An 18,554-nucleotide genomic window follows, 5' to 3' on the forward strand; every position below is an offset into this window, starting at 1 on the left:
CGAGGTGGTCGGCGGGGGGCTCGGCCGCGCTCAGCCGCGCTCAGCCGGCGGGCGGTACGGCGGGCTGCGACTGGGTGGAGCAGTGGATGCCGCCGCCGCCGCTCGCGATGTTGTCGATGTCGAGCTGGACGACGGTGCGGTCGGGGTACTTGGCCTGGAGGATCGCGTAGGCGACCCCGTCCGCGTAGCCGTCGCCGAACTGCGGGACGAGGACGGCGCCGTTGGCCGTGTAGTAGTTGGTGTAGCTGGACAGGAAGTCCTTGCCCGTCCCCCGGATGGAGTTGCGGTCGGGGCCGGGCAGCTCCGTGATGGTCAGGCGGCGGCCCTGGGCGTCGGTGGCGCTCTGCAGGGCCTGCCTGGTCTGCTGGTAGACCTCGACCCACCGGGGGTCGGTGCCCGGGCCGGGCTGGTCCAGCATGACCTGGCCGGGGGAGATGAAGCGGGCCAGGCAGTCGATGTGGCAGTCGGTGATGTCCTGGCCGGCCAGGCCCGGGACCCAGATGACCTTGTCCAGGCCGAGCGTCGACCTCAGCGCCTGCTCGACCTGGTCCCGGGTCATGCCCGGGTTGCGGTTGGGGTTCACCAGCGAGCTCTCGGTGGCCAGCAGGGTGCCCTGCCCGTCGGTCTCCAGCGAGCCGCCCTCGCCCACGAACGGGGCCTGGACGCGGGCGATCCCGTACTGGGACAGGAGCGTGCCCGCGGCCGCGGCGTCGTTGGCGTACGGCTGGTAGTAGGAGGTGCCGCGCTTGCCCCAGCCGTTGAAGTTGGTGTCCACCCCGGCGATGGTGCCGGGTGCGACGACGAAGGTCGGGCCGAAGTCCCGGATCCACAGGTCGTCGTTCGGGATCTCCAGGACCTCGATGCCGTAGTACGCGCCGGAGCCGCAGTAGTACCGGGCGTCGGCGGCCTGCCCGGGGCGGGCCAGCACCGCGACCGGCTCGTAGCGCGAGAGCTCGTACGCGACGTTCGCGATGTCCCGGCGGACGCCCGACAGCTGGCTGCGCCAGACCGAGGACAGGGCGGGCCAGGCCATGAAGGTGCGGGTGTGCCGGTCGGTCTCCGCGGGCATCCGCAGCGTGGCGCCGGACGGCGTCGTGGCTGTGTCTGCGGCCGCGTCCGTGGCTGTGGCTGTGGCTGTGTCCGTGGCTGTTTCTGCGGCCGCGGCGACCGAGGTGCCGAGGCCGGTGGCGAACGCGGCGCCGAGGGCCGCTGCGGGCAGGGCGGCAGCGCCGAATCTGAGCAGGCTGCGGCGGGTGGGAACGGGCGTGTCCAAGAGGACTCCCTCGGGGGCGGGGAGGTGTGGGGTGACGCACATCTTGGCTGCAACTAAAAATTCAGTCAATACCCGATACGTACGGTATCGCGGTTTTCCTTGTCGCACCGGCCTGGCCCGAGCCTGCCGTGAACCTGCCGTGAGCCCCGATCCGAGGTCGCCCGCCTGGTCGCAGGGTCATTGAGCCCTGAAACTTTGATCAGGAATTCCTCCACGAGAGGCCCCGGCCGGGTAGGGTGATCGCTTGTGTCGGATCGTCGAACAGAGATACTCATCGCCGCCACCCGCGTCATCGCGCGGCGTGGCGTGCGCGGGCTGCGCGTGGGTGAACTGGCCGCCGAGGCGGGGGTGTCCACCTCGCTGCTGTACTACCACTTCACCGACCGGGCCGGGCTGCTCCGCAAGACCCTGGAGTTCATCAGCGACCGGGCGGACCGCTACACCGCCGAGGGGGACTCGGCCGGGTACTCGGACGATCCCCGACGCGACCTCGAACAGGTCCTGCTCCTGGAACTCCAGGACACCCCGGACGTGCGCGAGAACAGCACCGCCTGGGGGGAGTTGAGGGCCAGCGCGGTCTTCGAGCCCGATCTCCGGGAGGAGCTGGCACGGGCCACCCACGCCTGGGTGCACGACGTCGCGGACCTGCTCGGCCGCGCCCGCCCCGAGGCCACGGCGCCGGCCCACACGGCCTCCGCCGAACGCCTCACCGTCCTGATCGAGGGCCTCAGCGCCCGCTGGCTGACCGGCTCGATGCCGCTGGAGCACGCACGACGCCTGCTCCGGGAGGCGATCGAGGTCGAGCTGGAGGCGCTGCCGGCCGTCGTACGGTGCCGCTGCTGACCGACCTTCCACCTGCCCGGGGTTCGGTGCGGGCCGCCGCGGCCCAGTTCTTCACCCGACACCTGAGGTGAGGCCGGGCCGTCGGACCGGCGGCAGACGGTAGCCGATGTCGGCCGGCCTGCCACTGGTCGACGGCAGGTCCCGGCCGTCTACAGGTCTCTGCACCGTGGGCCCCTGCCGAACTCTCGGCAGGGGCCCGTGCTGCCCGAAGTCAGAACTGTTCGATTTCTGCAGAGCTTCGAGGAGGCCGCACGCCCCGGCGGGTGTCAGTCGAACCGCGCGTTCACCCGACGGCCGGGATGTCGTGGGTGGCGCAGTGGATGCCGCCACCTCCGGCGGCGATGTTGTCGATCTTGACGGGGACGATCTCGCGGTCGGGGAAGTGCTGCTTGAGGATCTGCTGGGCGCGGTCGTCGGCGCGGTCGTCGCCGAACTTCGGGAGGTAGACGCCCTTGGAGCCGACGTAGAAGTTCATGTAGGAGGAGACGAAGGCGTCGCCGCGGCCGGTGATCTTGTCGGGGTCGGGCTGCTGGAGTTCGATGACGTCGAGCTTCTTGCCGCGGGCGTCGACGGCGTCCTTGAAGACGCCGCGGGCCTGGTCGGCGGAGCGGGACCAGACGTCGGCGGGCGAACCGGGGAAGGCCTGGTCGAGCAGGACGACGCCGGGGGCGGCGAAGCGGGTGAGGCAGTCGACGTGGGCGTCGGTGATGTCCTTGCCCTTGACGCCGGCCAGCCAGATCACGGTGGTGACGCCGAGGGCCTTCTTGAGCTCGGCCTCGACCTGGTCGCGGGACATGCCGGGGTTGCGGTTGCCGTTGACGACGGAGCTCTCGGTGACCAGCAGGGTGCCCTGGCCGTCGGTCTCGAAGGAGCCGCCTTCGGCGACCAGCTTCGTCTCGATGCGTTCGACGCCGTACTTGGCCAGGACGGTGCGGGCGATCTTGCCGTCGTTGGCGTGCTGCTGCTTGTTGCCCCAGCCGTTGAAGTTGAAGTCGACGCCCTTGACCTTGCCGCCCTCCTCGACGAACACCGGCAGGGTGTCGCGGGCCCACAGGTCGTCGACGGCGATGGGGACGACCTCGACGGCGGAGCCGCACGCGCTCTGCGCGGCGTCCCTCTGCTCGGGGCGGGCCATCAGGACGACCGGTTCGCGGGCGGCGATGGCCCGCGCCAGGCCGGCGATGTCCTTCCGGACGTCGGGGAGCTGGTCGCCCCAGACGTTCTCCGAGGCGGGCCAGGACATCACGGTGCGGACGTGCTTCTCCCATTCGGCGCCGAAGCGGCGTCCGCCGGGCGCCGCCGGGGCCCCGGACGGCTGCGGCGCCCCGGACGGCTGCGGGGCCTGCGTGGCGTCCTCGACGGGTTCGTCGAGGTCCGAACAGGCGGTCAGGCCGAGGGCGAGGACGCCCGCGCCGCCGAGGGAGCGCAGGATGGTGCGGCGGGACAGATCAGGGTGGGGCACGGGATTCTCCGGTCATGGGGTAGCGCTGGTTGTCGCGGCTGCCGGCGTCGAGGCGGCGGTCGCCGAACGAGGCGTTGCCGAACGAAGCGGTTGCCGAGCGGGACGGTGCCGAACGAAGCGGCGACGACGGCGCCGTTGGCGACGTGGATGCCGAGGCGGGAGCCGGTGAACTTCGAGCTCGCCGTCAACACTTTCATTGACTGAAAAATCGGTCAAGCCTGTGAGCCGGCCCGTCCGCTGATGAAGGGCGCGGGGACGTGCGACGGCCGCCCCATCGGACCCGTACTCCAGCTGGACCCTGCTCGCACTCGTGGCCCCTCGTCGCCAGGGCCTCATCGGCGGTGTGCGGCGCCCGGCCTCGACGCCGTGTGCGCCGCAGCTCACCGCTCTCTCTGGATTTGACTGAATTTTCAGTCTAGTAAAAGATGCGGGGGCACCCCCGGTCCCAGGACCAGCCCGCCGCAGCGCGGGCTCCGTGCCCCCTGGCGGCCCGTCCACCCCCCACGGAGGCGGGCCGCCAGGGCCTCCGCCGCGCACGCGTCGGCCGCCGCCCCGACTCCACAGCTTCAGGAAGGACGACCGTGCAGGTCACCACCGATGACACCAGCGCGACCAGCCCGGTTGCGCGCCGCGCTCCTCGCCACCGCTGGCGGTTCGCCGTCGTCCTGGCGATGGTCGTCGCCCTGTGCGGGAGCGGGATCGGGCTGTACCTCAACGAGCGCAACACCCGGGAGCAGACCCGCGAACTGGCGATCCCCTCGGCCCAGGACTGGATCGAACTCGACGTCACCGCCCAGGACGTGGACCCGGCGGCCCAGCAGCTGACGCTCTACATCACACCCGTACCGCACGGCAGGCTCGCCGCCGGCGCCGACGGCCAGGCCTTCAGCCGACCCGTCGAGATCACCGTCACCGGCACACCCAGGACGACCATCCGGGCAGCCGAGGGCGAGAGCGCGGCGCCCCAGCTCGTCCACATCGGGATGTACGACGGCACCATCACCGACTACCCCTTCGACCGCTACCGCATGGAGGCCGGCTTCACGGCCACCAGCGGCGCCACCCCCGTGCCGGTCGGCCTGGTCCTCACCGACACCGACCCGTTCTTCGTCGTGCGCCCGCAGGCCACGGCCGGGGCCACCGGCGCCGTGGCCCTGGACGCGAAGATCACCCGCTCCCGCAGCACCTTCATCCTCGCCTGGTTCATGATCGCGGCGATGTGGGCCATCGCCCTGGCCGTCCTCGGCGCCGCCGAGGTGCTCTACCGCAAGCGCGAGGGCCTGGTCTGGCCCTCCCTGGGCTGGATGGCGGCCAGCCTGTTCGCCCTGATCGGCATGCGCAACGCCGCCCCCGGCTCACCGCCGATCGGATCGCTGATCGACTACCTCGCGTTCTTCTGGGCCGAAGGAATCATCGCCGCCAGCCTGGCCTGCACCGCCTGGTGCGGCATCCGCACCGAGCACCGGCAGCGCCGCGAACGCGAGGCCGCCGCCGACCAGCCGTGAGGCCCGGCGGCGGCACCCCGTGGGCGGGCGCGGCCGGAGAATGGCCGGAAAGTGCTGCAACTACCTTGTGCAGCAGGATTGTTGGGTGTCCCTGACGCGCCCATGCTGAATTCGCCCGGCCTGTGCCGGGCCGCCGGGTGGCCGGATGGCTCAGGTACCCCACGCCCCGACGCTCGCGCGCCCCACCCTCACCCCCCCACTTCAGGCTTCGCGGGAGAACCCTCATGGGAATGACCTCTGCTCTGCGACGTGCCTCGGTCGTGCTCGCCGGCGGCGTGGCCGCGGTCGGGCTGTTCGCGCCGACCGCCGCGGCCGCGGACACCCCGGTCGTCCTGGCCTGCCAGGCGACTCCGCCGATCGGGTCGGCACAGACCTTCAACCTCAACGCCGGTGTCAACGCCGCCGCGCCCGCCACCGTCGCGGCCGGCAGCCAGTTCACCGTCACCCTGGCCCCCGACGCGCTCACCGTGCCCACCACGGTGGGCGGTTACAGCATCCAGTCGATCAGCAACATCGTGCTCACCGTGCCGGTCCCCGCGAACGCCACGCTGACCGGCGAGTCGCTGACCGGCGGCTCCGGCTACTCGGGCAGCGCGAGCGTCGCGGTGAACAACGGCAACGTCGTGCTCACCGTGAACGGGTCGGTCGACGGCGGCGGCACCTTCACGCTCCCCGCGCTGACCCTGAACCTGGCCGCCGGGGCCTCCGGCAGCGTCATCAGCACCTCGGTGGCCGGTACGAGCTACGCGAACCCGGGGCTCACCTTCACGGCGACCGTGCCCGTCTCGTTCTTCACCGTCGACGTGCCCACCGCCTGCTACCCCGCCACCGCGCAGGCGCTCAGCACCACGACGGTGAGCTGACCGGGGAGAACAGCACTGGGGCCGACGCACAGTGTGCGTCGGCCCCAGTGGCAGAAGTAGCGGGGACAGGATTTGAACCTGCGACCTCTGGGTTATGAGCCCAGCGAGCTACCGAGCTGCTCCACCCCGCGTCGGTAGTACCGACCTTACGGCACCGGCCGGCGATCACCTAATCGGTTACCCGGCGGCCGGGTGCGTGCGGCCGCCCGAGATGCGGGTTGCCGTCCCCAGCCGAAAGTCAGGCGTAGACGGTGGCCCGGACCCGGTCCAGGTCCGTGAGCAGGGTGTCCAGCTGCGAAGGGTCGTTGGCGTAGGCGAGCACGGCTCGGTAGAACGCGCTCTGCATCGCGTCCGGCATCAGGTCGGAGGCGTCGAACCGTACCGCCCGGGCGTCGACCAGCAGTTGGCCCAGGCGCCGGGACAGGGCGTCCGGGTAGACGGTGGTGGGCACCTGGCGGTTGGGGCTCAGTGCACCGCCGCGGGCCACCCAGATCTGCTGCGCCTCGGGCGTCGTGAGGTAGGCGACGAGCTGCTGGGCGGCCGGGGTGGCGTGGAACATGCCGAGCAGGTCGCCCGCCACCTCCTCGGTGCCCTTGAACCCTTCGTCGATGGTCGGGAACCGGGCGAAGTCGTAGTCCTCGCCGGCCTTGAGCTGCGGGTCGCCCTGCTGGTAGTAGTCCGTGATGAAGGACGCCGCGTGCTCGAAGTAGCAGCCCGGCTGCCGGCCGAACAGCGAGTTGCCCGAGCCGGCGAAGTCGGTGAGCAGCATGCCGCGGGAGTCACCGCGGACCAGGCCCTTGGCGGCGACCACGTCTCCCCAGGTCTGCCAGGCCCGTTTGATCGCAGGAGAGTTCCAGGCGAGCACGCCGCTCGCCCACTGGTCGTAGACGTCCGGCCCGGACTGGGCGAGGACGATGTCCTCCAGCCAGTCGGTGCCCGGCCAGCCGGAGGCGGAGCTGGACTCCAGCCCGACACACCACGGGGGGACACCCGCCCCGGCGATCTGCCGGTCCAGGGTGTTCAGCTGGTCCCAGCTGCCGGGTGGCGTCCAGCCGTGTGCGGCAAGGGCCTTGGGGGAGTACCAGATGAGGCTCTTCACCGAGGCCTTGACGAACACGGCGTACTGCTTGCCGTCCACGGCGCCCAACCGCACCCAGCTCGCTCCGTACTGCGCGGCCATGCCCGGCAGGTCGAGCGCACCGTCGAGCGGGGCCAACCGGCCGGCCCGGGCGTACTGCACCAGCTTTCCGGGGCTGGAGAGGACGGCGAGATCGGGCGGCGTCCCGTTGTCGACCCGGTCGGCCAGCACGGTGTCGGAGTCCCGGGAGCCCTGGTAGTCCACCCTGATCCCGGTCCGCTGCTCGAACGGCGCGACCATGGCCAGGAACGAGTCCCGCTCGCTGCCGGTCCAGGTGCCGAGCACATGGACCACAGGTCCCGACCCGCCGCTGCTGCAGGCCGTGGGGCCGAAGAGGGCGACCAGCAGCAGGGCGAGACAGGCCCGGGCCCAGCGGTCCGCCCTGCTCATCGCGCGGCCCGGTACTCGTCGATCCGTGGCCAGAGGCCGCCCAGGCAGAGCACCGCGATGGCGGCGCACAGCACCGGGAGCGCGCGGCCCAGGCCCAGGTCGGAGCGGGCCGCCGATTCGGCATCGGCCAGCCGTTGCCGGTCCAGCTCCGTGAGGCGGGCCAGGTCGGCGTCGAACGCCGCGCCGGCGCCGCCCAGTTGGGCGGCGCCGGGGCCGACAGCCGTGGCCGCCACGGTGGGGTCGGCCGCGGCTGCCGTGGCGGGGCCGCGCGTGGCGGCCTGCCGGCGCAGCTCGGCATCGGCCGCGGTGAACTGCTGGAAGTCCCGGAGGGTGTGCAAGGCGGCGTCCCGTTTCGCTGGGGAGGAGTCGGGGCGGAGGTCGGCATCGAACAGGTCGGCGAGGATGCCGTGGAACGCGGGCTGCTGGTTCTCGGCCGCCGCGACCGCTCCCGGCGTGACCGGACGGTCCGCCAGTGGGCCGGTGTAGGTGGCGAAGTCGTCGGAAAGGTCCTGTCCGGGGACGATCTGGACCACCGCCAGCGCATCACCGCCTGCCGCTTCGGCGGCGAGCGCGCGAGCCTGCCAGGTGGCGGTCAGCCGGGGCAGCACCTCGTCGGTGGCGGTGCCGAAGGCTCGGTCGGTGTGCAGGGTCGCCACCACCGTCCAGCCGGCCAGCGCGAGCAGCAGGACGGACGCGGTGAGCAGGTACGGGTTGAGCCGCCGGTTGAAGTGGCGGCTCAGAAAGCGCTGCGTACCGACCAGCAGGACCAGGGCGAGCACCGCGGGGGCGAGCACGCCGAGCAGCACGACCGGGGCGAGCCATCCGCTCTGCTGTTGCCGGCCCAGTTCCTGCTGCTCGGCGGCCCGCAGTTGCTGGACCTGGGCGAGGACTCCGTCACCGGGTTTGTGCATCAGGCTTGAGGCGTAGCTCAAGTAGGCGGCGCCGAGGGCACCCTGGCTCTCGGTGGCATGCGCCTGTTCGACCAGGCTGGTGTACTCGACGAGCAGTCCCTCGACGGCCTGCAGTCGCCCGCTCCCGGCCGGCCCGGTCGCGTCGTGCTCGGCGGCCCGGGCCAACGCCTGGTGGGCCGACTTCAGATCGTCCTGGTAGCGCTGCCCCGGTCCGCTCAGGCGCACCGTCCCCGAGGCGAAGCTCCCGGCCGCGACCCGGTCCGCGTCGGCGAGCAGGTAGGACAGCTGCGCGATGTCGACAAGGGCCGGGTCGGCGTGGGCTTCGGCGGCGGACACCGCCGTGTGCGCGCCGGCGAGCGCCGCTTCCAACGTCCCCCACAGCGCCGCCGTGCACAGGACCAGCGCGACCACAACCCGGCGCAGCCGGCCCGGAGTGGTGGGTGGCGCGGCGGGCCTGCGGCCGAAGCGGTGCGACCGTGACCCCACGCCGGCAATGGCCGCCATCCGCATCCCGCCCCCCGGCTCGGCCCGTCAGGAGCCCGACGGATCGTCGCCCACCCTAGCCACGCGACTATGGAGTGGCTACCGGGAAGCGGAATATGACGGAGTATCAGTTTCGACTCCGGCGGCCCGGGTGGCGCACTCTGACGCATCGTCAGCTGGGCGGTCACCCTACGCGGCCCCGGTAGGTGTTCTCCAGGCCCGGGTCGGCGGGGTTTCCGGTGAGGTTGGCGGAGAGCAGCTCGAAGGTCCCGTCGGGCGCGGTCATGGCCGGGTCGACCTGGGGGATCTGCGAGTAGTCCCGCTGAAGGGGCGCGGCGTCCTTGGGTGTGGGCATGGTGACCTTGAGGCGGCTCAGCCGCTTCGCCCCGTCGCCGATCTGCTGCCGGTCCGCGGCGGTCAGCGCCCGGCCGTCGGTCCGCGCGACCAGGACGGTCACCGGATTGGCGTCGGGCTTCGTCCCGAAGCGGTCCTGGGCGATCTTCATGGCGGCGGCCGAGTCGTAGCTCTTCGGCAGGAAGTCGGCCGTCTGCGTCTGGGTCACCCGGTAGATCAATGTCTGGCTCAGGACGGTCAGGAGCATTCCCAGGACCGCCCATACGGCGATCACCTTCCACGGATTCCTGGTGGAGAATCCGGTCAGGGCGCGGATCGCGATGTCCTCCGGCGGTGGTGCTGTCGCCGGGGATTTCCGGCACGTCTCCAGACCATCACGGCGTACCGGGCGTTCTCGTCCGAGCGCGGGAGGAGAACGCCGTCAGGACCTGGGCCCGCCACCAGGCCCGGACCAGGACCAGGGGCCTGGTCCGGGATCGGTCCCGGGTGCCGGCCCGGGGCCGGGAGCCACAGGGAGAATGGACCGCGGACGCCCCCCCCGAGGGCCTCCGCGGGAACGGCGTACGGCTCACAGCGCACAGCACACGGCTCACGGCTCACGGACGACGGCACACGGCCGGCCGGCCACGGAAAGGACCATCACCAGCATGTCGACGCACCACCGGCCCCTGCCGCTGCCGCTGCCGCTGCCGCAGCTGCAGTCGCCGCAGTCGCCGCCGAGAGCCGACGGCCTGCCCTGGACGGCCAGTGACGCGCTGGTGGCCGTCGGGTCGGCCGCCCTGGACCTCCTCGGCTACTCGATCGGCGGCCCGGACGGAAGCCAGCCGATCGCCCTCACGGCGCTGGTCCTGCTCGTACTGGCGGCCATGCCGCTGCTCACCAGGCGCCGCTACCCGCTGGCGTCACTGGCGGGTGTGCTGGTCCTCGGCCTGGCACTGAACCTGAGCGGGCCGGTGCCGCACCACTTCAACTGCACGCTCTGCGTCGCGCTGTTCGCCGTGGCCCGCTCCCGTGGCATCGCGGTGGCGGCGCCGGCCGCCCTCGTGGCGGCCGTCGTACCGCTGCTGGGCCGGGGGCATCCGCTGCCGCCCCCGCTCTCGCGAGCGGCGTCCAACGTGCTCGCCGCGGTGCTGGTCATCGCCGCGGCCGAGGCGCTGAAGCGCTGGCAGCACGCGGTGGAGGTCAGGCGCAGGCTGCTGGCCGACCGCGCGGTGGCGCAGGAACGGCGCCGCATCGCACGGGAGTTGCACGACATCGTCGCCCACCACATCACCACCATGCAGCTGATGGCCGGCGGTGCCAGAGCGAACCTCGGGGGTGACACCGAGGTGGTGCGCGACGCCCTGGTCACGCTGGAGGGCTCCGGGCGGATGGCGCTGCGCGAGATGCGTCAACTGCTCGACGTGCTCCGGGCCGGCGACGAGCCGGAGGAGTCGCCGTCCGAGCCGCAGCCCGGTGTCGGGCACCTCGGACGGCTCGTCGAGGAGTCCCGCAGGGCCGGTCTTCCCACCGAGTTCGCCGTCCTGGGGGAGGAGCGCCCGCTGCCGCCGAGCACCGGCCTGGCGGTGTTCCGGATCGTCCAGGAGTCCCTCACCAACACCCGCAAGCACGCCGGCCGGGCCCGGGCGCGGGTCCGGCTGACGTACCACCCGGACCGGATCACCGTCGAGGTGTCCGACAACGGCACCGCCGCGCCGGCCGACACCCTGGTGGGCGCCCTGGCGGGAGCGGGCGGTGCGGCCGGACCGAGGGCGGGCCGCACCGGATACGGTCTGATCGGCATGCGCGAACGCGTCGCGCTGCAGGGCGGCAGCATGGTGGCCGGCGCCGTGGACGGTGGTGGCTTCCGGGTGATGGCCAGCCTGCCGGTGGCGCCGGCCGACGGAGAGGAACGGCTCGGATGACGGGAACCCCGGAGCGGATCAGGGTGCTGATCGCCGACGACCAGCCGCTGGTACGGCGGGGCCTGGCCCTGATCCTGGCACCCGACCCGGCGTTCGAGGTGGTGGCCGAGGCGGACAACGGCCAGCAGGCGGTCGACCTCGCGCACCGGCACCGGCCCCACGTCGTGGTGATGGACATCCGGATGCCGGTTCTCGACGGCGTCCAGGCCACCGAGCGGCTCACACGGGAACTACCGGCCTGCCGGGTCCTGGCGCTGAGCACCTTCGACATGGACGAGTACGTCGTCGCCGCCCTGCGCGCCGGCGCCTCCGGGTTCCTGCCCAAGGACGTCTCCCCGGAGGAGCTCTCGGCGGCCGTGCGCACCGTGCACACCGGGGAGGCGGCGGTGGCACCGCGCCTGCTCACCCGGCTGATCTCCACGTACGTCACCGCGCCCCGCCTGCCGCCGGCACCGGTGCCGTTGCCGGCCTCCAGCCTGGGTGAACTGACGCCCCGCGAGATCGAGGTGTGGCACCTGCTGGCCACCGGCCTGGACAACGCCGAGATCGCGTCGGCGATGGGCATCAGCGTCTCCACGGTCAAGAACTACATCACCAGCATCTTCGCCAAGCTGAGCGTCCGCGACCGCGCCCAGGCGGTGATCGCGGCCTACGAGTCCGGCCTGGTCGAAGCCCGCCCCGCGAACCCGCCGGGCTGAGCCGGGCGGAGCGGGGCCAGTTGCTCCGAGTCGCCCCGAGCCGGACGGCCTCGCGGCTCCCGTCCACGGGAGCCGCGAGGCCGTCCGGTGTCCGGCCCCCGCGCGCGGGAGCCGGACCGAGGGGTGGAGCGGTCAGAGGCAGAGGGCCGCGTCCAGTGCGTCCGCCATGTGCTGCGCGCCGGCCCCGCCCGGGACGGTGGTGACGGTGATGGTGGCGGCGCGGCCGTCGTCGGTGACGCCGCCGCGGGAGCGGTAGCCGGGGGAGGTGCCGCCATGGCCCCAGGACAGGCCGCCGCAGGAGAGCGGCCTGCTCTGCAGGCCCAGCCCGTAGCGGACCCCCGGGCCCAGGAGTTCGGCGGGGACGGTGGTCCGCATCTCGGCGAGCTGCGCCGCGGGCAGGAGCCGGCCGCCGAGGAGCGCGGTGAAGAACGCGTTGAGGTCGGTGTTGGTGGAGACGATCGCCCCGGCCGCCCAGGCCATCGAGGCGTCCATCTCGGTGTAGTCGATCGGGGGCGCGTCCGGCGAGCTGCGGAAGTAGCCCTGGGGGTGGGCCTCGTGGATGCTGGTGTCCCCGGGGGTGGGGAAGTAGGTGTGGCGCAGGCCGATGCGGTCGATGACGCGCTTGGTGATCTCCTCGCCGACGGGCCGTCCGGTGACCTTCTGGACGAGGAGTCCGGCGACGATGTAGTTGGTGTTGCTGTACTCCCAACTGGTGCCCGCGGGGAAGCGGGCCTGCTGGGCGAGGGCGCCGTCGAGGAGGTCGCGGGGTTCGAAGTAGCGGTACTGCACGGTGGTGAAGTCCGCGAGGGCGGGGGCGTCCATGTAGTCGGGCAGGCCGCTGGTGTGCTGGAGCAACTGCCGGACGGTGATGTGGCGTCCGTCGATGCCGTCGCCGCGCAGCAGGCCGGGAAGGTAGGTGTCGACGGGCGCGTCGAGGCCGATCTTGCCTTCGGCGACGAGTTGGAGGACGACGACGGCGGTGAAGGTCTTGGTGTTGCTGCCGGCGCGTATCTGCCCGTCGACGGGGGGCTTAGCCCCGGTGGCGATGTCGCCGACGCCGGCGGTGTAGGTGCGGGTGCGGCCGTCACGGCCCTTCACGGAGGCCAGCGCGGCGGGCAGGCCGTCGTCCTTGACCAGCGCGTTCAGGCTCTGTTGGACGCTGTCCGGCTTGGCGCCGGCGAACGCCGCGGTCGGTGCCAGCACTCCGGCCGCCACGACGCCGGCGGCCACGGCTGCCGCCACCATGTGCCTGCCGCGGCGGCTCCGGTGGGCCCGGGGGGACCGGGGGGACCGGCTGTGCGGGACGTGCTCGTTCACGGAAGAACTCCTCTACGGGAAGGGGGAATTGGCGGGGTGCGCGGGTGCGCGGGTTCCGCGCGCGCCGAGGCGCGCAGAACCCGCGGGTCGTACCGGTGCGGACGCTCAGGCCGGATCGGGGAGGGTCAGCGGCACAGGGCCGCGTCCACCGTGGCCTCAACGTGCTGTCCGGCGGCGCCACTTGGGATCATGGTCACCGCGATGCTGGTGGCGCGGCCGTCATCGGTGGCGCCCCCGGCGGTGTCGTAGCCCGGAATGGTCCCGCCGTGGCCCCAGTAGAGGCCGCCGCACGACAGCGGCCGGCTCACCAGGCCCAACCCGTAGCGGGCGCCGGGGCCCACCTCGTCGGCGGGGACGGTGGTGCGCATCTGGGCGAGCTGCGCCGCGGGCAGGAGCCGGCCGCCGAGGAGCGCGGTGTAGAAGCGGGTGATGTCGCTGTTGGTGGAGACGACGGCGCCTGCCGCCCAGCCCCAGGAGGGGTCCAGTTCGGTGTAGTCGCGGAGCGAGCCGTCGGCGTCCCGGTTGTAGCCCTTGGGGTGGGCCTCGCGGATGCCCGTGTCCCCGGGGGCGGGGAAGTAGGTGTGGCGCAGGCCGATGCGGTCGACGATGCGCCGGTTGATCTCCTCGCCGAGCGGCCGCCCGGTGACCTTCTGGATGATCAGGCCGGCCAGCAGGTAGTTGGTGTTGTTGTACTCCCAGCTCGTGCCCGGGGCGAAGTGGGCCTTCTGGGCCAGGGCCGCGTCGAGGAGTTCGCGCGGTTCGTAGTAGCGCGTCGGGCTGGTGAGGATCGAGTCCTTGTCCACGTACTCGGGCAGGCCGCTGGTGTGCTGGAGCAGTTGGCGGACGGTGATGCGGTGTCCGTCGATGCCGTCGCCGCGCAGCAGGCCGGGCAGGTAGGTCTCGACGGGGGAGTCCAGGCCGACCTTTCCCTCGGCGACGAGCTGGAGCACGACGACGGCGGTGAAGGTCTTGGTGTTGCTGCCGATCCGCACCTGCCCGTCCGTGGGCACCTTGGCTCCGGTGGCGATGTCGCCGACGCCGGCGGTGTAGGTGCGGGTGCGGCCGTCGCGGCCCTTGACGGCGGCCAGCGCGGCGGGCAGACCGTCGTCCTTGACCAGCGCGTTCAGGCTCGACTGGACGTTGTCCGGCTTGCCGCCCGCGAACGCCGCGGTCGGTGCCAGCGCTCCGACCGTCATCACGCCGGCGGCCACGGCGGTCACGACCGCCACCGCCCGGTGCCGGCCGCCCCGGCGGGAGCGCGGGAGACGGCTGTGCGGTGCATGCTCGTTCACGAAGGGACCCCTCTGATGAATGGCGCCGGTGATTCCCGGCCTTGATCAAGAGGACCATTCAGGGGTAGGGGAGTTCGTCCGTATCCAGGACGAACCGCACCCGGGAGCTGGCTCCGGGAGCCGCCCCCAGCCAGGACCGTGCTCCCGGCGGTGCTCTTGTCGACCTTCCGGTGGAGCGGCTCTTCGAACGGGGGCGTGTTGTACTGCTGCGGGGAGCGCGGGAGGGCACCTACCGGGTGCTCGGGTCGGGAGGCCGGTGGGGCAGCATGGGTGACGGACCACCGCCGGGATCCGTGGCACCTCCGCGCCTGCGCGGGCGCGCAGACCCGGCCGAACGGAAGACATCTTCGTGACCGATACCGCCGCCGCCGTACCCACCGAGCAGATCCGGGCCCGTCTCGCCGGGTACGAGCGCCGGTTCAGCGCGCTGTCCGAGCAGTACTTCCAGGACCTGGCCGCCGCCTTCGACGTTCCGTCGTTCAGCCGGTTCACCCCGGACTGCCTGGCCCTGCTGCGGGACCTGTCGCTGCGCGGCGGCAAGCGGATGCGGGTGGCCCTGCTCTTCGAAGCCGCCCGGCTGGTGACTGCCGAGCCCGTGGAGGGGCTGGACGACGCCGCGCTGAGCATCGAACTCCTCCAGACCCACGGGCTGGTCCACGACGACATCATCGACGACAGCCCCACCCGCCGGGGCGGGCCCTCCACCTACTACGCCTACCGGGGGCGGTTCCCCGACCAGCCACAGACCGCGCTCGGGCTCGCCGTCCTCGCCGGCGACCTCGCACTCGCGCTGTCGCTCCAGGTCCTTCTTGATTCCCGGGCCCCGCTCCCGGTCCGGCAGGCCATGGTCGAGGTGCAGACGCGGGCGGCAACGGCCACGTTCGTCGGCCAGATCATCGACCTGGAGCGGGACTTCACCGCGGACCCGGACGAGGAGGTGCTGCACGACGTGGCCGACTACAAGACCGCGCGCTACTCGGTCCTCGCCCCGCTCCAGCTGGGACTGCTCGCCGCCGGCGTCCAGCCCGCCCGCCACGACGAGGAACTGCGCCGCTACGCCCGGCTGGTGGGGATCTGCGGGCAGCTGCGCGACGACTACCTGGACCTCTTCGGCGACGCGGGGACGATGGGCAAGCCCACCGGAACGGACATTCGGGAGGGGCGGCGCAACTACACCGTCCGTGCCGTCCTGGCGGCGGCCACCGACTCCGAGCGGGCCATGGTGGAGTCCGCGCTCGGCGACGGAGCCTGCACCGAGGAGACCATCGCCGCCATCCGCGACCTCGCCCACCGCCACGGCGTCCCGGAGCGGATGCGGGCGGACATGCGGCGCTTCGCCCACGCGGCCGCCACGGAGGCCGCGGCCTGGCGCCCCAGGTGGCGGGAGGAGGCCGTCGCGTTCTTCGAGTACCTGCCGAGGTGGAGCGTCGAGCGAGTCCGGTGAGGCGAGGTGAGGCGGGGTGGGATGAGGTGAGGTGGGCGAGCCGGGAATCCCACCCGTCCCTGACCGGCGGTCAGTTGGCTCCGGGCCCGACCTTGGTGGTGAGGACGAGCTTGCCGCGGGTGCGGCCCGCCTCGCCGCGGGCGTGAGCGGCCCCGGCCTGCTCCAGCGGGAAGGTCCGCTCCACCTCGACGGCGACCTCGCCGGCGTCGATCAGCGCGGCGATCGTCGTCAGCGCGGCGCCGTCCGGTTCGACCAGGAACGGGGTGACCTGCACGCCGGCCGCCTCGGTGGCCGCCGCCAGCTCGGGGGAGACGCCGGCCGGGATGGCGACCAGCAGGCCGCCGGGACGCAGGACCTTCAGGGCGCGGGTGCTGGTCAGGTCGTGGGCGTCGCCCACCAGGTCGATGACCACGTCGATGCCGGCGGTGGCGTCCTCGAAGCGGGTGCTGGTGTAGTCGATCACCTCGTCGGCGCCGAGCTCCTTGAGCCAAGGGTGGCGGGCGGCGCTGGCGGTGGCGATCACGTGGGCGCCCAGGTGGCGGGCGAACTGGACCGCGAAGTGGCCCACCCCGCCGGCTGCTGCGGTGATCAGCACCCGCTGGTCGGCCCGCACCCGGGCGGTGTCGACGACGGCCTGCCAGGCGGTCAGTGCCGCCAGCGGCACGGCGGCGGCGTGAACGTGGTCGAGCGTGGCCGGCTTGCGGGCGAACTGCCGGGCCGGGGCGGTCACGTACTCGGCGTAGGCGTTCGCGGCGCGCGGGAACCACGGCATGCCGTACACCTCGTCACCGGCCTTCAGCGTGGTCACGCCGAAGCCGACCTCCTCGACCACGCCGGACACGTCCCAGCCGAGCGTGAACGGCGGCTCACCCAGCAGGCCGGCCATGCCGGAGCCGCCGCGGGTCTTCCAGTCCACCGGGTTGATCCCGGCCGCGTGCACCCGCACCAGCACCTCCGTCGGCAGCGGCACCGGGCGCGTCACCTCGGCGACCCGCAGCACCTCCGGCCCGCCGAACGTGTCCTGGACCACCGCGCGCATCGTGTCTGCGGACATGCGTCATCTCCCGAAGCATCAGAGTGTGGAAGGCCGTTCAGCGGCCGTTCCTTGATGCCGGCGACGCTATCCCCGCAGGTATGGTTACCTTCAAGGGCTAGTACTTCCCATCGGGAAGTGTCCTGGTGAGGAGAGTGAGCATGACGACCACCTGCCCCAGCGGCGAGCACTCGCAGCACGACGTCTACGCCGCCCAGTGCCCCTGTCGCATCCTGCTCGACCTGCTCGCCAACAAGTGGGCCGCTCTCGCCATCGGCGCCCTCGAAGACGGTCCCCAGCGGTTCGGCGAACTCCAGCGCCGCCTCCAGGGCGTCAGCCCCAAGGTGCTGACCCAGACCCTGCGCCGCCTGGAGGACTTCGGCATCCTCGACCGCACCGTGTACCCCGTCGTCCCCCTGCACGTCGAGTACTCCCTCACCCGCCTCGGCCAGAGTGCCGCGGTGCCGTTGAACGCGCTTCGCTCCTGGGTCGAGGAGAACATCGACCAGGCCTTCCGCCCGGAGCCGGTCGCGGGGTAGCCCGGCATCGGCGACGACCGGCTCGCGCCGCGGAGGGGCCGGCCGGCACGCCGCTGACGGCGGGCTCGCGGTGGGGGCCTGAACTCAGGGCCGGCGCAGGCGGCGGCCCCGCTGGGCCTCCATCGCGCCGCGGGCGACGGCGCGGGCGTGGTCCTCGGCCTCCGGGTCGATGCCGAGCAGCCGGTTGTGGTGCAGGTGCACCAGGCCGGGCAGCTCCGACCCCCGGGGGGTGGCCGCGCGCAGCGCCTCGCCGTAGCGGGCGAGTGCACCGGCCCGGCGCTGCCAGCCGGCCAGCAGCTCGCCGCCGCCGGGCAGGGCGCGCAGGGCCGCCCGGTCGTCGGCGGGGTCGCTCAGCCGCACGGCCGCCGTCCGCAGGTCGCGCAGCTGGGTGTGGACGGCGGATCTGGGATAGGTGGTCAGCAGCCACTCCTCCGCCCGCGCGGCGCCCTCGGCGGTGTCCCCGTGGACGTGCCGGGCCAGGTCGAGCATGTTGAGGGCGCCCAGCAGCCTCGGGTCCAGGTCGAGCCGGCCCGCCTCCAGTGCGTCGAGCTGGGCGAGCACGGCCGCGCTGTCCGCGCCGAAAGCGTCCTCGGCGGCGGTGGTCGCGGCCGGGCCCCCGTAGCGCTCCCACTCGGGCTCGTAGGTGTCGAGCACCAGTCGCCAGGCCAGTCCGGAGCGGCGCAGTTCGGCGAACCAGTCGTGGCAGTTCGGCAGCAGTTGCCGGTTCAGCGCTGCCGGGTCGCCGTGGAAGCGCAGCCTTAGGTGCGGTTCGGGGTCGCGGTAGCGCAGGAAGAACCAGCGGTCCACCTCGGCGGGCAGTGCGGCGAGCAGGCGGGGCAACGCTCCGACGAGCAGTTCGTTCTGACGCCGCGTCGAGCAGTAGACCTTGGCGTAGAGCCACTCGCCGCCGGGCGGCTGGACGCGGAGCGCGGGCGTCGGGCGCACAGCGGGTCGGGGACGGGGACGGGGGCGCGGGATCGGCGCGTCGGCGAGCAGCGGGAAGACCACCTCCGCGGTGTGCGCGCCCGCCGGGCCCGACAGCCAGCCGTACGCGTCCTCGCCCGTCGGTGCCTCGCGCAGGACGGCGTCCGGCCACCGCGCGACG

General features: G+C 72.8%; 16 protein-coding genes and 1 tRNA gene. 7 read left to right on the top strand and 10 right to left on the bottom strand.

Annotated elements, in window-relative coordinates; all coding sequences use genetic code 11:
- Nucleotides 1-40: 40 nt before the first annotated feature.
- A complete protein-coding gene (locus ACFWPT_RS30915) occupies nt 41-1,273 on the bottom strand; it encodes an agmatine/peptidylarginine deiminase (protein WP_380485795.1) in 1,233 nt (410 codons plus the stop codon).
- Nucleotides 1,274-1,519: 246 nt separating this feature from the next.
- On the opposite strand from ACFWPT_RS30915, the gene ACFWPT_RS30920 reads away from it, so the two are divergent.
- Nucleotides 1,520-2,116, top strand: coding sequence for a TetR/AcrR family transcriptional regulator (locus ACFWPT_RS30920; RefSeq protein ID WP_063352386.1), 597 nt, complete (start codon nt 1,520-1,522; stop codon nt 2,114-2,116).
- 283 nt (nt 2,117-2,399) lie between these two features.
- Here the strand turns inward: ACFWPT_RS30920 and ACFWPT_RS30925 are convergent, their stop codons facing one another.
- Nucleotides 2,400-3,578, bottom strand: a complete 1,179-nt coding sequence (locus tag ACFWPT_RS30925; protein WP_380485797.1) for an agmatine/peptidylarginine deiminase — start codon at nt 3,576-3,578, stop codon at nt 2,400-2,402.
- A gap of 581 nt (nt 3,579-4,159) precedes the next feature.
- On the opposite strand from ACFWPT_RS30925, the gene ACFWPT_RS30930 reads away from it, so the two are divergent.
- Together ACFWPT_RS30930 and ACFWPT_RS30935 are read left to right on the top strand one after the other, a co-directional pair.
- Nucleotides 4,160-5,083 carry a DUF4436 family protein gene (locus ACFWPT_RS30930; RefSeq protein WP_380380736.1) on the top strand — a complete coding sequence of 308 codons (924 nt, stop codon included), beginning with the start codon at nt 4,160-4,162 and terminating at the stop codon, nt 5,081-5,083.
- Nucleotides 5,084-5,313: 230 nt separating this feature from the next.
- Entirely contained in the window at nt 5,314-5,946 is a 633-nt protein-coding gene (locus ACFWPT_RS30935; protein ID WP_380485799.1) for a cyclase, read from the top strand.
- Between the two features lie 57 nt (nt 5,947-6,003).
- On the opposite strand, the gene ACFWPT_RS30940 is transcribed toward ACFWPT_RS30935, so the two are convergent.
- From ACFWPT_RS30940 to ACFWPT_RS30955, 4 genes are all read right to left on the bottom strand, one after another.
- A tRNA-Met gene (locus ACFWPT_RS30940) sits at nt 6,004-6,077 on the bottom strand.
- Nucleotides 6,078-6,184: 107 nt separating this feature from the next.
- Nucleotides 6,185-7,474 (bottom strand): ABC transporter substrate-binding protein, encoded by a 1,290-nt coding sequence (locus ACFWPT_RS30945; protein ID WP_380380732.1) that lies wholly within the window; start codon nt 7,472-7,474, stop codon nt 6,185-6,187.
- Nucleotides 7,471-8,889: a hypothetical protein gene (locus tag ACFWPT_RS30950; protein WP_380485801.1), complete on the bottom strand. Its 1,419-nt coding sequence runs from the start codon at nt 8,887-8,889 to the stop codon at nt 7,471-7,473. Before ACFWPT_RS30950 ends, ACFWPT_RS30945 begins: the two co-directional genes overlap by 4 nt.
- Before the next feature lie 163 nt (nt 8,890-9,052).
- On the bottom strand, nt 9,053-9,496 hold the full coding sequence (locus ACFWPT_RS30955; protein WP_380485803.1) for an MMPL family transporter: 444 nt from the start codon (nt 9,494-9,496) through the stop codon (nt 9,053-9,055).
- A gap of 373 nt (nt 9,497-9,869) precedes the next feature.
- On the opposite strand from ACFWPT_RS30955, the gene ACFWPT_RS30960 reads away from it, so the two are divergent.
- The gene (locus ACFWPT_RS30960) at nt 9,870-11,126 is read left to right on the top strand and encodes a sensor histidine kinase (protein ID WP_380485805.1); all 1,257 of its coding nucleotides are present in this window, start codon (nt 9,870-9,872) and stop codon (nt 11,124-11,126) included.
- Entirely contained in the window at nt 11,123-11,824 is a 702-nt protein-coding gene (locus ACFWPT_RS30965) for a response regulator (RefSeq protein WP_380485807.1), read from the top strand. Before ACFWPT_RS30960 ends, ACFWPT_RS30965 begins: the two co-directional genes overlap by 4 nt.
- A 132-nt stretch (nt 11,825-11,956) precedes the next feature.
- Here ACFWPT_RS30965 and ACFWPT_RS30970 read toward each other — a convergent pair whose 3' ends face one another.
- Together ACFWPT_RS30970 and ACFWPT_RS30975 are read right to left on the bottom strand one after the other, a co-directional pair.
- The gene (locus ACFWPT_RS30970) at nt 11,957-13,141 is read right to left on the bottom strand and encodes a serine hydrolase domain-containing protein (protein WP_380485809.1); all 1,185 of its coding nucleotides are present in this window, start codon (nt 13,139-13,141) and stop codon (nt 11,957-11,959) included.
- A 125-nt stretch (nt 13,142-13,266) separates the two neighbouring features.
- Nucleotides 13,267-14,433: a serine hydrolase domain-containing protein gene (locus ACFWPT_RS30975; protein ID WP_380485811.1), complete on the bottom strand. Its 1,167-nt coding sequence runs from the start codon at nt 14,431-14,433 to the stop codon at nt 13,267-13,269.
- Nucleotides 14,434-14,782: 349 nt separating this feature from the next.
- Here ACFWPT_RS30975 and ACFWPT_RS30980 point away from each other — a divergent pair, with 349 nt between their 5' ends.
- Nucleotides 14,783-15,877 carry a polyprenyl synthetase family protein gene (locus ACFWPT_RS30980; protein ID WP_380485813.1) on the top strand — a complete coding sequence of 365 codons (1,095 nt, stop codon included), beginning with the start codon at nt 14,783-14,785 and terminating at the stop codon, nt 15,875-15,877.
- Between the two features lie 70 nt (nt 15,878-15,947).
- Here ACFWPT_RS30980 and ACFWPT_RS30985 read toward each other — a convergent pair whose 3' ends face one another.
- Nucleotides 15,948-16,931, bottom strand: a complete 984-nt coding sequence (locus tag ACFWPT_RS30985) for an NADP-dependent oxidoreductase (protein WP_380485815.1) — start codon at nt 16,929-16,931, stop codon at nt 15,948-15,950.
- 140 nt (nt 16,932-17,071) lie between these two features.
- Here ACFWPT_RS30985 and ACFWPT_RS30990 point away from each other — a divergent pair, with 140 nt between their 5' ends.
- Nucleotides 17,072-17,449, top strand: a complete 378-nt coding sequence (locus ACFWPT_RS30990; protein WP_363378072.1) for a helix-turn-helix domain-containing protein — start codon at nt 17,072-17,074, stop codon at nt 17,447-17,449.
- 84 nt (nt 17,450-17,533) lie between these two features.
- Here ACFWPT_RS30990 and ACFWPT_RS30995 read toward each other — a convergent pair whose 3' ends face one another.
- A complete protein-coding gene (locus tag ACFWPT_RS30995; RefSeq protein WP_380485835.1) occupies nt 17,534-18,457 on the bottom strand; it encodes a thiopeptide-type bacteriocin biosynthesis protein in 924 nt (307 codons plus the stop codon).
- Nucleotides 18,458-18,554: the final 97 nt, after the last annotated feature.

Source organism: Kitasatospora sp. NPDC058478 (genome assembly GCF_042720345.1).
In the GTDB taxonomy this organism is placed as follows: Bacteria; Actinomycetota; Actinomycetes; order Streptomycetales; family Streptomycetaceae; genus Kitasatospora.